The following is a 13,902-nucleotide window of genomic DNA, read 5'->3' as shown; positions in this document are numbered from 1 at the left end:
AGGATGATGCAGCGGTTCAGCCGCTGTACTTGGCGTATTTCACGTCGAAGCGATCAGCATTCATCACCTTGTTCCAGGCGCTGATGAAGTCGCAGACGAACTTCCCTTCAGCTCCGGTCTCGGCATAGACTTCGGCCTGAGCGCGAAGCTGCGAGTTGGAACCGAAGATCAGGTCTGCGCGGGTCGCGGTGTACTTCTTCGCACCGGTCTTGCGGCAGGTGCCGACATATTCCTCGTCACCGCTGCCATCGACGGGCGTCCACTTGGTGCTCATATCGAGCAAGTTGCGGAAGAAGTCCGTCGTCAGCACGCCGACTGTGTCAGTGAACACGCCATGCGCGGTGTTGCCGCTGTTCGCGCCCAGCACCCGCAGCCCGCCGACCAGCACGGTCAGTTCGGGGATCGACAGGCCCAACAGGTGCGCCTTGTCGATCAGCATGTCTTCGGTGCGGACGTTCGCCTTGGTCTTGAGGTAGTTGCGGAACCCGTCGGCAAACGGCTCAAGCGGTTCGAAGCTGGCCGCATCGGTGTGCTCGGGCGCACAGTCGCCGCGGCCACCCAGAAACGGCACGGTCACGTCATGGCCCGCATCGCGCGCCGCCTTTTCGACCGCTGCCGAACCGGCCAGCACGATCGCATCGGCCATGCTGAGATCACCGCGAAGCTCGTCGATCTTGGCCAGAACCCTTGCGAGTTCGGCGGGATCGTTCGCGGCCCAGTCATTCTGCGGGGCCTGAGTGATGCGCGCACCATTTGCGCCGCCACGGTGATCGGACTTGCGATAGGTCGAAGCCGAAGCCCACGCCGCCTTCACCAGTTCGCTGATCGTCAGGCCGCTGCCGAGGATCGCGTCCTTGAACCGGGCGACTTCCGCATCCGACGGGGTGGTGCCGGCGGGAACCGGGTCCATCCAGATCAGCGTTTCTTCGGGGACTTCCGGCCCCATATACCGCACCTTCGGTCCCATATCGCGGTGGCACAGCTTGAACCAGGCGCGGGCAAAGGCATCGTCAAGCTGTTCCGGATTGTTCAGGAAACGCTCCGAAATCTTGCGATATTCCGGGTCCATCTTCAGCGCCATGTCGGCGGTGGTCATAATGGTCGGCACCTTCTTCGAAGGATCGCGTGCGTCGGGCGCCATGTCTTCCGGATCGGGATTGATCGGCGTCCACTGCTGCGCGCCCGCGGGGCTGTGCACCAGTTCATAGTCATATTTGAACAGCAGCCGGAAATAGTCGTGGCTCCACGCAGTCGGATTGTTCGACCAGCTGCCTTCGATACCCGAAGTGGTGATGTGGCCCTTGGCAATTTCCTCTTCGTCGATCAGCCAGCCAAAGCCCTGCCGCTCAAGCGCTTCGCCTTCGGGTGCGCCGCCGAATGTGTCGGAGGGCTGCGCGCCATGCGCCTTGCCGAAAGCGTGGCCGCCTGCGGTAAGCGCGACGGTTTCTTCGTCATTCATCGCCATCCGGGCGAAGGTTTCACGCATGTCGCGCGCGCTTTCCAGCGGATCGGGATTGCCGCCGGGGCCTTCGGGATTGACGTAGATCAGGCCCATCTGGATCGCGGCGAGCGGGTTTTCGAGCGCCATGCCTTCCTTGGGCTGGATGCGGGTGGCGACGCCTTCGTTCACCCACTGCGCTTCGGTGCCCCAATAGACGCTTTCCGGCTCGAACACGTCGGCACGGCCGCCGCCAAATCCGAACACCGGCCCGCCCATGCTTTCAATCGCGACATTGCCGGCGAGGATGTAGAGATCGGCCCAGCTGATCGCCTTGCCGTATTTCTGCTTGATCGGCCAAAGCAGGCGGCGCGCCTTGTCGAGGTTGCCGTTGTCGGGCCAGCTGTTGAGCGGAGCGAAACGCTGTTGCCCGCTGCCTGCACCGCCGCGACCGTCGCCGGTGCGATAGGTGCCTGCCGCGTGCCATGCCATGCGGATGAAGAACGGGCCGTAGTGGCCGTAGTCGGCGGGCCACCAATCCTGGCTGTCTGTCATCAGCGCGGTCAGATCAGCCTTCAGCGCCTTGTAATCGAGCGTGTTGAAAGCAGCAGGATAGTCGAAGTCTTCGCCATAGGGATTGGCGGACTTGCCTTCCTCGGTCAGGATGTCGAGCTGCGTTGCCTCGGGCCACCAGTCCTTGTTGGTGCGGCCCAGCAGCGTGCGCATCCCGCCATCGCCGTGGAACGGGCAGCCGCCACTCATTTCACCTGTCTTCGCGTCCATAGGGGTTCTCCTCTCTCTCGTAAGACTCGAAACTGTTCGAGCATGATGAGAGGAGAATGATGCACGCGGCCTGATCAGTCCAATCGATTAAACTGGGCTGATTGATTTAGTCAGGCGATCAGGCTGCTTGCGCGACCTCTTCGACCGGTTCGTTGCGGATCAGATAATCGAATGCGCCAAGCCCCGCGGTCGCGCCGCTGCCCATCGCCACCACGATCTGCTTGTCCTTGACGGTGGTGCAGTCGCCTGCGGCATAAATGCCCGGCAGGTTCGTCGCGCCGTGATCATCGACGACAATCTCGCCGAACTTCGAAAGTTCGAGGTCCGTTTCGCGGAGCCATTCGGTGTTCGGGACAAGTCCGATCTGGACGAACACGCCTTCGAGTTCGATGGTGCGTTCCTCGTTGCTGGCGCGGTCTTTCAGCACCAGACCATTCACGCGGCTGCCATCGCCAAGGATTTCGGTCGTCTGACCGTTGGTGATGATGGCGACATTCGGCATCGAACGCAGCTTGCGTTGCAGAACTTCGTCCGCGCGCAGCTTGGTGTCGAATTCGATCAGGGTGACATGGCCGACGATCCCGGCAAGGTCGATCGCCGCTTCGACGCCCGAATTGCCGCCGCCGATTACCGCGATCCGCTTGCCCTTGAACAGCGGGCCGTCGCAATGCGGGCAATATGCTACGCCCTTGTTGCGGTATTCGGCTTCGCCCGGCACGCCGAGATTGCGCCAGCGGGCACCGGTCGCAAGGATGATTGCGCGTGATTTCAGCACCGCGCCGTTCGCCATCACCACTTCGTGCATCCCGCCAGCCTTGCTTGCCGGCTTGATTTGGGTTGCACGGGCGAGGTCCATCATGTCGATCGCATTGTCGGCCACCTGCTTTTTCAGGTCATCCGACAGCTTGGGCCCTTCGGTGTAGCTGGTGCCCGGCAGGTTTTCGATCCCGAGCGTGTCCTGAAGCTGGCCGCCGAAACGCTCCGCCGCGATGCCCGTGCGGAAGCCCTTGCGCGCGGTGTAGACACCCGCAGCCGCACCGGCGGGGCCACCGCCGATGATCAGCACTTCGAACGGGTCCTTGGCGTTCAGCTTTTCAGCCGCCTTGTCGTCCGCGCCGCTGTCCAGCTTGGACAGGATTTCGGCCAGTTCCATCTTGCCGTTGTAGAAGCTTTCGCCGTTGAGGAAGGTCGCCGGAACCGCGAGCACGCCGCGTTCCTCGACTTCGTCTTGGAAGGTGCCGCCTTCGATCAGCGTGGCGGTGATGCGCGGGTTTTCCAGCGCCATCAGCGTCAGCGCCTGCACCACGTCGGGGCAGTTGTGGCACGAAAGCGAGAAGAACATCTCGAATTCGAAATCGCCTTCGAGCGCGCGCACCTGCTCGATCAGGTCGGCGTCAATCTTGGGCGGGTGGCCACCGGCCCACAGCAGGGCCAGCACCAGCGATGTGAATTCATGGCCCATCGGCAGACCGGCAAACCGCACCCAGCGTTGCGCGTCGGAGGCGCGGCGGATGATGAAGCTGGGCTTGCGCGCATGAGTGCCGTCAAACGACGCGCTGACCATGTCGTGCAGTGCGGCGATCTCTGTCAGCAGTTCGCGAGTCTGAGCGGATTTTTCGGAATCGTCCAGCGATGCGACGAGCTCGATCGGCTCGCGAAGATTGGCGAGATACCTCTTGAGCTGGGTCTGCATGTTCGGGTCGAGCATGGATTCCTCCGATAGAATGGCTGTGATTTGCCCCGTGGGGCAGTCAGGGCCGGAAACTCGCTCGCCAGGGGGGAGAGGAGGCGAGGGCTTCCGGCCCGTCTGCGACCCGAACCTTGTTCTGGCTCGGGGTCTTCAGGGCAGCGCTGCGGAAAGGGGGGGAGAGAGCGGCGCCGCCCCGATCTGGTGTTAGATCTTGCCGACCAGGTCGAGCGAGGGAGCAAGCGTTTCGGCGCCTTCTTCCCAAGCTGCCGGGCAGACCTGACCCGGGTTGGCGCGCACGTACTGGGCGGCCTTGATCTTGCGGGTCAGTTCGTTGGCATTGCGGCCGACGCCTTCGCAGGTGATTTCCATGATCTGGATCACGCCGTCCGGATCGACCACGAAGGTCGCACGGTCAGCAAGGCCGACGCCTTCGCGCAGCACGCCGAAGTTGTTCGACAGCACTTGGTTCTGATCGCCGAGGAAGGCGTACTTCAGCTTGCCGATCTTTTCCGAAGTGTCGTGCCATGCCTTGTGGCTGAAGTGGGTGTCGGTCGAGACGGCGAAGACTTCGACGCCCATCGACTGCAGCATGTCGTACTTCTCGCCGAGGTCTTCGAGCTCGGTCGGGCAGACGAAGGTGAAGTCGGCCGGGTAGAAGAAGAAGACCGCCCACTTGCCTTCGATGTCCTTTTCGGTGACGTCGAAGAAGTTTTCGCCGGCCTTGAAAGCGGTGGCGGTGAACGGTTTGATGGTCGAACCGATGATACCCATGGTTGTGTTCCTCGTTTTGATTGGGGTGATTGGAGAGGGTGAAACTTGTGACGCCCATCTAAGCATTGTTGCGCCGCACAAAAGCTAATTTGTGCGATTGCGAAGATCGGAAATCTCAATCACCGAAACGGGAACCGATCGGAAAAGTTCCAATCAGGCTGCGGGCGCGGTTCTGGTTTCTGCGTCCGGGCGCGACGGGGCCGAATGGCGATAGGCGGCGGAAAGCCGCAGGAACCGCTTTTCAAAGAAATGGTAGGACAGCGGAGCGACCACGCACAGCAGGATCAGGCCAAGGCCGGGATTGAGCGGCCACAGCTGGCCGGGTGCACGCCCCGGGCCGGTGGCAAGGAAAAAGCCCTGCCACATGTAAAGACCGTAGGAAATCTTCCCCAGATAGGCGAGCGGCCCGTATTCGAGTGTTTCGACCAGTCGCGATTTCTGATTGTGAACGATCCAGCAGACCAGCAGCACCGCGCCGCCGACGCGCAGGATTTCGTCCAGCGGCTTGGGCAGGAAACCGAGAACGAGGCTGTGAAGGAACAGCGCGACCGCGAGGGCCAGTGCCCAGTGCGATGCGAGAAAGGCGTTGGCGCCGCGATACTCACCGCCGTTCACGACAATCGCAGCCGCGCAGCCCAGCGCGATCCATGCGCCTGCAAAGATGCTCCAGCGGGCAAGGAAATAGGCATCGTCGAGCGCCTCTATCCGCAGCGCCACAGCCAGTAGGGCAAGGCTGATTGCCGATCCGATCAACAGATGGCGTAGCGCGCGACCGTAGGAAAACCGGTATGCAAGCAGCAGCGCGGCGGGCCAGACGATGTAGAAATGCTCCTCCACCGAAAGCGACCATGTGTGGCCCAGGATCGAGGAATACCATTCGCGCGGTATGAAGCTGGTGTTGAAAGTTGCCGCGAAAATCAGGGCCGGATCGCTTGCCACCGGCCAGACGAAGACATCGACGAACCATGTCAGCACAAGGCACAGGAAATACAGCGGCAGGATGCGCAGCGCCCGGCGGATATAGAATCCCTTTAGCGAGATTGTCCCGGTCGCCCGCTGCTCCCCGATCAGCAGGCTGGTTATCAGGAAACCGGAAAGGACGAAGAATATCTGCACGCCGGTGGTGCCGCTGATGATCGGCGCGGCGGTTTCCGGCAGCCATCCGGCGGATTGCGCGGTCGTATAGATGCCCAGATGCGTGAGGATCACGAACAGGACGGACAGGGCGCGCAGCCCGTCAAATCCCCTGATCTTGTCCAACACCGGTCTCCCGCACGAAAACGAGAGACCAGCCTAGCCCGATCATGGTTACCAAGCGCCTAATCGACGCGCATTACGCCCTTGGGCAAAAACGGCCCGTTCCGCCCGGTCAGGCGGGCAGGGCCTCCCGCCGTATCTTCGGTGCCTCGCCATAGGTCAGCGTGCGCCAGCACCATTCCAGCGGGCCATAGGCAAACCGGCTGAGCCAGAGGTGCGAGAACACCGTTTGTGCGGCATAGATGGCAAAGGCGATCCCGATCAGCAGCGCCGGCCCGGCATTGCCCGCCAGCGCGGGGCCGCCCGCGGCCTTGTAGGCGAGAAAGCCGATGACGAAGCTTTGCGTGACATAATTCGTCAAGGCCATGCGTCCCACCGGCGCGAACACCAGCGCCAGCGGCTTTGCAGGCGAATGGAAGATCAGGATCAGTGTGGCGACATAACCGGCGGCGATCAGCGGCACGGTGGGGTAATGCACCCAGGCGTGCGCCCATTCCAGCTGCGCCGACCATTCCCATGTTTCCAGATCGATCGCGGCGGCAACAAACTGTCCGGCCAGCCCCAGCGGCAGGCAGATCAGTGCCACCTTGCGCCATCCGTCGAGCAATTCGCCGCTGCGCTGAATCCAGCCCTTGCGCGCGACATAGGCGCCAATCAGGAACCGGCCAAAGGCGTAGAACAGCCATGCAAGGATATAGCCGCTCGCCATCCAGCCGAACACGCCGACTTCGAAGAATTCTCCGGAAAGGCCGAACAGTGAAGTCTCGTTCGCCCGTTCCATGATCGCAGCGTCGTTGAAAGAGGCCTTGAACGCCGGGCCGCTAATCCCGGTTTCCTCAAGCACGAAGGCGATCACCGGCCTTGCCGCGAAGGCGAGGATCAGTCCGACGCCCAGCAGCACCCGGTCGCTCACCCGGCGCACCGCCAGCAGCATGAACCCGGCAAGGGCGTAGAGGTGAAGAATGTCGAACGGCCACAAGAACAACAGGTGCATCAGCCCGAATGCGAGCAGCACGAACAGCCTGCGCCGGTAGATCCGCTGGAAATCGGCGCCTCGCCCTTCCAGCCGCTCCATCTGGACCGCAAAGCCCACGCCGAACAGGAAGGCAAACAGCGTGTTCGCCTTGTCCGCGCCCAGCCACATCATCATGAATTGCGCGTTTTCGTCAGCCTGGGTCACAGCCAGCGCATCTGTCTGCGCCTCGGTCGCGAACCATGGATAGACCAGCCACGACATGATGTTGACCACCAGCACGCCCAGCAGCGCGAAACCGCGCAAGACGTCGAGTTCGCCGACCCGCGCCGCCGATGTTACCGGCGCGGCCGCGTCACAATTTCCGGAATTCATGCTCTTTCCCCCATGGCATGACCCTGAAGCAAGGGGGTAAAGCAATTCGGCGGCTTGGCAAGCGACCAAGCACTGAACGGGCGGTTATCCTATCTCGATGCGATAGCCATGGGCGAAACGATGCATCGCCAGCGGCCCTTCGTCGCGGCATCGTGCGTGTGGGTGCACCAGCCTCTGGTATAGCCGGGTGAACACCGCTCCGTACCATTCGAACAGGCTGTCAGTCGGCATCATCAGATCGTCCGCCTCGGTCCGGTCGATGGTAAAGCACCATCCGCCATCCGCCTCAAACCGGCCCGAACCGATGAAAGTCCACGCGTGGCGCGCGATCGCTTTCATCAGCAGCGGTGCGGCGAGCCACGCGGGGAGCCACTGCAGGATTTTGGCTGCGATGCGCGGAATTCGGTTTGCAATGATGTAGTCGGCGGTGCCGTGCCCGGCCTCGCGGGCGATATCGATCGCCTCGAACGGGTCGCGCATGGACAGGGCGTGATGCAGCCGCATGGCGTCGGCTTCGGGGATCATGCTTTCGCCATCCGGCAAGGTGGCGATCCGTGCTTCCTGCAGGATATGGGCGCTTTCGCTTGCGCCGAGCAGCCGCTCCATCACGGGTAGCGCCTGCAGTATGGCATTGGGGCCGATCAACGCTGCCGGGGGTTCCGACCCCGTCTCCTGCGCCGCAGCAACCGGGCCTTCAATCAACATCGATCCTGTCCGGCTGGCGTTCCGCCGCGCGTTCTTCGCGGCGATCCTCGGCGCGTTCCTTCATCTGCTTGCGCACGGCTTCGCGGCGGGCGGCGGCTTGAGCGGCCTTGTCGGCATTGGTCTGCCAGTCGGTCGCGGCCTCGGCGGCGACCTCGCGGCTCGTGTCGAAATGCCAGTCGAGCTGCTTCTTGGTTTGCGGCCCCCAATATCCGGCTTTACCCAGATCGTAGAAGGTGCGTTTGAAGCCTGCCCGCAGGAAGGCATAAAGGCATCCCAGCAAATACCGCCGCCGGAAGCCCGTACCCCGCCACGGATAATGGAACAGCGCCTTTTGCATGTAGAACCGGCGGTAGTTCTTCATCACTCCGTCGAGCAGTTCCCCGCGCTCCATCGCGGTGGGTTTCATGATCGGGGTGACGAAATTGTATTTGCTGAAATCGTGGATCTCGACCTGATCCTTGATCTCTTCAAACAGGGGCGTGAACGGCCAGGGCGTGTACATCGCCCAGTTGGCAAGATCGGGCTGCCAGTCCCACGCCATGCGATAGGTTTCTTCAAGCGTTTCGGGCGTTTCATTGTCCAGCCCGACGATGAATTGCGCCTCGACGAAAATGTCCGCATCGCGCAGCAGCTTGATCGCCTGCTTGTTCTCTTCGACTTTGGTTTCCTTGTTGAACCGGTCGAGCTTCATCTGCGCCGCGGCCTCTGTGCCGAGGCTGACGTGAACCAGCCCTGCCTTGCGGTAGAAGGGCAGCAATTCCTTGTCGCGATAGATATCGGTGACGCGGGTGTTGATCCCCCATTTCACCTTTGCCGGAAGGCCGCGATCAATCAGTTCCTGACAGAATTCGATGAACTTCTTGCGGTTGATCGTCGGTTCCTCGTCGGCGAGGATGAAGAAGCCGACACCGTGCTTTTCATGCAGCTCCTCGATTTCGTCGACCACGTCCTTGGGATCGCGGATGCGGTAGTCGCGCCAGAATTTCCATTGCGAACAGAACGAGCAGGTGAATGGGCACCCGCGTGCAAGATTGGGGATCGCGACGCGGGTGCCCAAGGGCAGATAGGTGTAAAGGCTCCAGTCGAGTACGTCCCAATCGGGCTTAAGCGTGCTCATATCCTTGACGGTGTCGGCGGCAGGGGTGGCGACGATCTTGTCCAGCTCGCGATAGGCCAGCCCCTTGATTGTGGCGCGGTCGCGCGGCCAGCGGCCCTCGGATATCGCGGTGAACAGCTCGACCGCGATCTCCTCGCCTTCGCCGCGCACGATCACGTCGATATGCGGGGCCTCTGTCAGCACCTGCTTGTACATGAAGGTCGCGTGTACGCCGCCAAGCACGCGCACTGCCTTGGGGACTGTTAGGGCAGCGATTTCGAGCACGCGCTCGGCAGCGTAGATGGAGGGGGTGATCGATGTGGTGCCTACGACATCGGGCTGGAGCTCGCGCATGCGGCGTTCCAGCTCGGCGTCGTCGACCTCTTCGGTCATCGCGTCGATGAAATGGATGTCGGTAAATCCTGCGCGCTTCAGCGGGCCGGAAAGATAGGCGACCCATGCGGGTGGCCAGGTGCCTGCGATCTCCGCGCCACCGGAACGATAATTGGGATGAACGAAGAGAATGCGCACAGCGATATGCCCCCAAACCAAGTGTCAGCTATGTCGATCCCGTCGACATAAGTGACTCGGGGCAGGGGGCGCTGCATTGCGCCAAATCAAATTAGAGTTCGAATCGGAAAGACCGGTTTCAGGCCTGCGCGAGCTTCCGGGCTTCGCGGAAGCTGACCAGCCGCCGCCGTTCCTCGTCCCACAGCGCCAGCATGAACAGGCGCGGGGTCTGGCGCGGGGTGATCCGGTTGTATTGCGCCAGCTCCGGGTGCGCGCGCAGCGCATCGGGCAGGCGATAGAACGGGATCTGCGCCATCAGGTGATGGATGTGGTGGATGCCGATATTGCCCGTGAACCAGCGCAGCACGGGCGGCAGATCGAGATAGGAACTGCCCGCAAAAGCCGCCTCGTGGAACGACCAGTCGGCTTTCTTGTCCCATTGCGCGTCGTCGAACTGGTGCTGGACATAGAACAGCCACACGCCTGTCGACGCCGCGATCAGCAGCACCGGCAGGAACACGATGGCCGTCGTTGCCACACCGAAAACCAGCGCCAGCGCGATCAGGATCGAAGCCGTCACCGCATTGGTCGCCAGCGCGCTGACCCAATAGGCGACGCCCGCCTTCATCAACCCGATCGGCAGACGGTGCCGCAGCAGGAACAGATACGCCGGGCCAAGGCCGAGCAGAACCACCGGATGGCGATAGAGGCGATAGAACAGCCGCCCGATCCGGCCCTTCTCCATATATTCGCGCACCGTCAGCGTATCGACATCGCCAAACCCTCGCGCGTCGAGATTGCCCGTGCTGGCGTGGTGCAAGGCATGGCTGCGCGCCCAGCAATCATAGGGCGTCAGGGTGAACACGCCGATGGCACGGCCGATCCAGTTGTTGGTCTTCTTGCGCTTGAGGAAGGCATTGTGGCCGCAATCGTGCTGGATGATGAACAGCCGCAGCAGCAGCAGCCCCGCAACCGGTGCGAGCAGCAGCGCGATGTAATACCCGGCCTCCACCGCGAACAGCATCGCCGCGAATGCCGCAATGAAGGGAACCAGCGTCGATCCCAGTTCCCACATGCTGCGGCTGAGGCGCGGTGTGCGAAACTGCGCTAGCTTGCGCGTCAGATCGCGCAGGTCAGGCGTCGCAACCGCGCTGCCGGCAGACAGGCCGCAGGTCGGTGCGGGCTCGTTTTCATCGAAGTCGTGCGCCAGCGGGGCGGATTCTAGAGTGATGGCGACACCTATGGCCTTGTAAAATGGAACGGATGCTTGGTTATCAAGCGATCGGGACTGTGGCTATCACCATTGGACGAAAATCGGATGACAAGGGACGAAGGTTCAGCGCCCAAGCCGTCAACCCTTCCCGGCAGGTAAGGCTGCAGGAAGCACTTCGAGATCGTCCCGATCCGCCTGAGCCAGCACCTCGCGCCAGTCAAAGCGCGCCTTCCAGCCAAGCGCTTCCTCTGCCTTCGCGCTTGAATAAACCCTGTCGATGCTGCGCGGCAGCGGCCACTCCCTGCGCTCGAACTCGGCGGCGAGGCTCGGCAGTCTTGCGCGGATCACGCCCGCCGCATCGCGGGCCAGATCGTCGCAGTCTTCCCGCGAGAACGGGGAAGCACCCGAAAGGACAAAACGTTCAAACGGCGCGCCATCGTCGGCAAGAGCCAGCGCGTGCCCGGTTGCCACATCGCGCGCATCGACCCCGCGATGCAGGCGATAGGCCGCCATCAACGGTGCGGGTTCGGGGAAGCAGCGCGACATGCGCAGGACACGCACGGGCATTTCGGCGGAGGCCAGATCTTCGAGCAGCGCCTCTGCCGCAAGCTTGGTGCGATGGTAGATCGTGCGCGGCTGCGGCGTCGTCTCCTCGTCGATCCACGTGCAGCGCCCCGGCTCCACCGCGTGTCCGTAAAGCGCGGTGGTGGAGGTGTAGAGGAAACGTCTGACCCCGCTTGCTTGTGCGATTTCAGCGATCGTCCGCGTCCCTTCGACATTGACGAGGAGAAACTCGGAATCGGATACCACGCCCACATGCGGGGCGTGCGGACCGGCGGCATGGATCACCGCGTCCGCTCCGTCGAGCGCAGCTTTGAGCAATTCACGGTCGGTGCAATCGCCGATGATCCGCGTCGTCGAAAAAGCGTTGCGATCAATCCCGATGACATCGTGATCAGGCGAAAGCGCCCCGAAGATCGCGCGCCCGATGCGGCCCGATGAGCCGGTGAGGACTACCCTCAAACCTTCACCCCACCTGCGCCCGGTGCATCAGTTTCGCGTCCGCCAGCACCAGCGCCATCATCGCTTCGACCACCGGAGTGCCGCGAATGCCGACGCATGGGTCGTGGCGGCCCTTGGTCACCACATCCACGGCTTCTCCGGCGGAATTGATCGACTTTACCGGCTTGAGGATCGACGAAGTCGGCTTGAACGCCACCCGGCACACCACCGGTTGCCCGGTGGAAATGCCGCCCGCCGTGCCGCCCGCGTGGTTGCTGGCGAACACCGGTTTTCCATCGGGGCCGGGGCGCATTTCATCGGCGTTCTGTTCGCCGGTCAGCCGCGCAGCCTCGAAGCCGTCGCCGATTTCCACGCCCTTGGTCGCATTGATGCTCATCATCGCGGCGGCCAGTTCGCTGTCGAGCTTGGCATAGATCGGCGAACCCCATCCGGCGGGCACGCCATCGGCCACGCATTCCACCACCGCGCCCAGCGATGATCCGTTCAGCCTCGCGGCCTCGACCTTTTCGGCCCAGCGGGTCGCGGCCCAGCTGTCGGGGCAGAAGAACGGGTTCTTGGCGATGTTTTCGTAATTGATCGCATCGCGCTCGATATGGTCGCCGCCCAGTTCGCAGACAAAGCCGGTGATGGTGACTTCGGGGATGATCAGCCGCGCCACCGCGCCCGCCGCCACCCGAGCCGCCGTTTCGCGTGCGCTGGAACGCCCGCCGCCGCGATAGTCGCGGATGCCGTATTTCGCGTCATAGGTGTAGTCGGCATGGCCGGGGCGATAGCTTTGAGCGATCTCCGAATAATCCTTCGATCGCTGATCGGTGTTCTCGATCATCAGGTGGATCGGCGTGCCTGTCGTCACCTGATCGCCTTCGGAAGTGGTGAACACGCCCGAAAGGATGCGGACCTGATCGGGTTCCTTGCGCTGGGTGGTGTATTTGTTTTGCCCCGGCTTGCGCGCATCAAGGAACGGCTGGATGTCGCGTTCGCGCAGGGGAATGCCCGGCGGCACACCGTCAAGCACCACGCCAAGTCCCGGCCCGTGGCTTTCCCCCCATGTCGTGAAGCGCAGGACGCGCCCGAATGTGTTGTAACTCATGGGTAGCGAGCCATAGCGAAAGTGTGCGCCCTGTCGAGAATTTGCGTCGGTTTTCCTACTGCGCGATGCGACGATATGGTGCGCGGATATGGCGAATGGTTGTATCCTTGGAACGCGGGGCTTGGCTGGAACGGGTGACGATCCGGGATCGCGCATTGTGAAAAGTCACACCCGAATTCTGAAAAGTGGCGAATTCCCCCTTGTTATCAGCCGTATGCAGAGCGGGATGATATTTTTAAAACACCCGTTTGTGTGTTCCACCCGTCCCGGACCGAACCCCTCGGTCGGTCAGGCGGGAATGACGATAAGTGCAACGGCGCGCTGGCAATATCTGCGCGCATGGTTCAGGAACAAACCATGATTGCGAAGCTATCCGGCAGGCTGGACGAAATCGGCACTGACTGGGCCATCGTCGATGTGCAAGGGGTGGGTTATCTCGTCCATTGCTCGGCGCGCACGCTGTCGGCGCTGGGCGAGGTGGGGGAAGCCTGCACCGTCCACACCGATCTGCAGGTGAGCGAAAACGACATGCGCCTGCTCGGCTTTGCCGAAAGCGCCGAACGCGACTGGTTCCGGCTGTTGACGCAGGTGCAGGGGGTGGGGTCGAAAGTCGGCCTGGCGATCCTCTCCGCGCTTTCGACCGGGGAACTGCGCGATGCCTGCGCTGCCGGAGACGCGGCGAGCGTGGCGCGCGCGAACGGGGTCGGGCCGAAGCTCGCCGGCCGGATCGTCAACGAGTTGAAGGACAAGGCCGGCGCGCTCCCCGGCGGCGGGATGGCGGGCGTTGCCATGGGCGCCGCCACACCGGCTGCGGGCGCCAGCGCCGATGCGGTCAGCGCGCTTGAAAACCTCGGCTTCAAACCCGCCATCGCGGCCCAAGCCGTCGCCCGCGCCCATGCCGAACTGGGCGAAGGCGCCAGCGAAGGCGATTTGATCCGGGTGGCGCTGAAGAAGGCGGCGGGATGACAGGAGAAAACA

At 62.6% G+C, this 13,902-nt stretch carries 11 protein-coding genes; 1 reads left to right on the top strand and 10 read right to left on the bottom strand.

Features of this window, described 5'->3' with window-relative positions; translation table 11 throughout:
- Window positions 1-16 precede the first annotated feature (16 nt).
- The 10 genes from katG to aroC all read right to left on the bottom strand — a co-directional run bounded on the left by katG (window position 17) and on the right by aroC (window position 12,924).
- A complete protein-coding gene (katG, locus tag AABA34_RS16325; protein ID WP_338303394.1) occupies window positions 17-2,221 on the bottom strand; it encodes a catalase/peroxidase HPI in 2,205 nt (734 codons plus the stop codon).
- Between the two features lie 118 nt (window positions 2,222-2,339).
- Window positions 2,340-3,929 (bottom strand): alkyl hydroperoxide reductase subunit F, encoded by a 1,590-nt coding sequence (gene ahpF, locus AABA34_RS16320; RefSeq protein WP_338303393.1) that lies wholly within the window; start codon window positions 3,927-3,929, stop codon window positions 2,340-2,342.
- 186 nt (window positions 3,930-4,115) lie between these two features.
- Complete coding sequence (gene ahpC / locus AABA34_RS16315; protein ID WP_338303392.1) at window positions 4,116-4,682, bottom strand: alkyl hydroperoxide reductase subunit C; 567 nt, start codon at window positions 4,680-4,682, stop codon at window positions 4,116-4,118.
- 153 nt (window positions 4,683-4,835) lie between these two features.
- Window positions 4,836-5,942, bottom strand: a complete 1,107-nt coding sequence (locus AABA34_RS16310; RefSeq protein ID WP_338303391.1) for an acyltransferase family protein — start codon at window positions 5,940-5,942, stop codon at window positions 4,836-4,838.
- Between the two features lie 109 nt (window positions 5,943-6,051).
- On the bottom strand, window positions 6,052-7,287 hold the full coding sequence (locus AABA34_RS16305) for a DUF418 domain-containing protein (RefSeq protein WP_338303390.1): 1,236 nt from the start codon (window positions 7,285-7,287) through the stop codon (window positions 6,052-6,054).
- An 84-nt stretch (window positions 7,288-7,371) separates the two neighbouring features.
- Window positions 7,372-7,992: a bacteriochlorophyll 4-vinyl reductase gene (bchJ, locus tag AABA34_RS16300; RefSeq protein ID WP_338303389.1), complete on the bottom strand. Its 621-nt coding sequence runs from the start codon at window positions 7,990-7,992 to the stop codon at window positions 7,372-7,374.
- A complete protein-coding gene (gene bchE / locus AABA34_RS16295) occupies window positions 7,982-9,619 on the bottom strand; it encodes a magnesium-protoporphyrin IX monomethyl ester anaerobic oxidative cyclase (protein ID WP_338303388.1) in 1,638 nt (545 codons plus the stop codon). The genes bchJ and bchE overlap by 11 nt, the downstream gene beginning before the upstream one ends.
- A 118-nt stretch (window positions 9,620-9,737) precedes the next feature.
- Complete coding sequence (locus AABA34_RS16290) at window positions 9,738-10,673, bottom strand: fatty acid desaturase (RefSeq protein ID WP_338303387.1); 936 nt, start codon at window positions 10,671-10,673, stop codon at window positions 9,738-9,740.
- Between the two features lie 276 nt (window positions 10,674-10,949).
- Window positions 10,950-11,834, bottom strand: coding sequence for an NAD-dependent epimerase/dehydratase family protein (locus AABA34_RS16285; protein WP_034955459.1), 885 nt, complete (start codon window positions 11,832-11,834; stop codon window positions 10,950-10,952).
- Window positions 11,835-11,838: 4 nt separating this feature from the next.
- On the bottom strand, window positions 11,839-12,924 hold the full coding sequence (gene aroC / locus AABA34_RS16280) for a chorismate synthase (RefSeq protein WP_034955456.1): 1,086 nt from the start codon (window positions 12,922-12,924) through the stop codon (window positions 11,839-11,841).
- Window positions 12,925-13,281: 357 nt separating this feature from the next.
- Here aroC and ruvA point away from each other — a divergent pair, with 357 nt between their 5' ends.
- Window positions 13,282-13,890 (top strand): Holliday junction branch migration protein RuvA, encoded by a 609-nt coding sequence (gene ruvA, locus AABA34_RS16275; RefSeq protein ID WP_034955870.1) that lies wholly within the window; start codon window positions 13,282-13,284, stop codon window positions 13,888-13,890.
- The last annotated feature ends 12 nt before the right edge of the window (window positions 13,891-13,902 follow it).

This window comes from Erythrobacter sp. Dej080120_24, assembly GCF_036322605.1.
Lineage (GTDB): Bacteria > Pseudomonadota > Alphaproteobacteria > Sphingomonadales > Sphingomonadaceae > Erythrobacter > Erythrobacter aurantius.
The sequence above is the reverse complement of the archived record's forward strand: the minus strand, read 5'-3'. Positions and strand labels throughout refer to the sequence as shown.

What these genes read in the sequence shown, in the direction of transcription:
- AABA34_RS16290 (WP_338303387.1), bottom strand. Translation starts at nt 10,673, where the DNA reads ATGTGGGAACTGGGATCGACGCTGGTTCCCTTCATTGCGGCATTCGCG.
- katG (WP_338303394.1), bottom strand. Translation starts at nt 2,221, where the DNA reads ATGGACGCGAAGACAGGTGAAATGAGTGGCGGCTGCCCGTTCCACGGC.
- aroC (WP_034955456.1), bottom strand. Translation starts at nt 12,924, where the DNA reads ATGAGTTACAACACATTCGGGCGCGTCCTGCGCTTCACGACATGGGGG.
- AABA34_RS16305 (WP_338303390.1), bottom strand. Translation starts at nt 7,287, where the DNA reads ATGAATTCCGGAAATTGTGACGCGGCCGCGCCGGTAACATCGGCGGCG.
- ahpF (WP_338303393.1), bottom strand. Translation starts at nt 3,929, where the DNA reads ATGCTCGACCCGAACATGCAGACCCAGCTCAAGAGGTATCTCGCCAAT.
- ahpC (WP_338303392.1), bottom strand. Translation starts at nt 4,682, where the DNA reads ATGGGTATCATCGGTTCGACCATCAAACCGTTCACCGCCACCGCTTTC.
- ruvA (WP_034955870.1), top strand. Translation starts at nt 13,282, where the DNA reads ATGATTGCGAAGCTATCCGGCAGGCTGGACGAAATCGGCACTGACTGG.
- bchJ (WP_338303389.1), bottom strand. Translation starts at nt 7,992, where the DNA reads ATGTTGATTGAAGGCCCGGTTGCTGCGGCGCAGGAGACGGGGTCGGAA.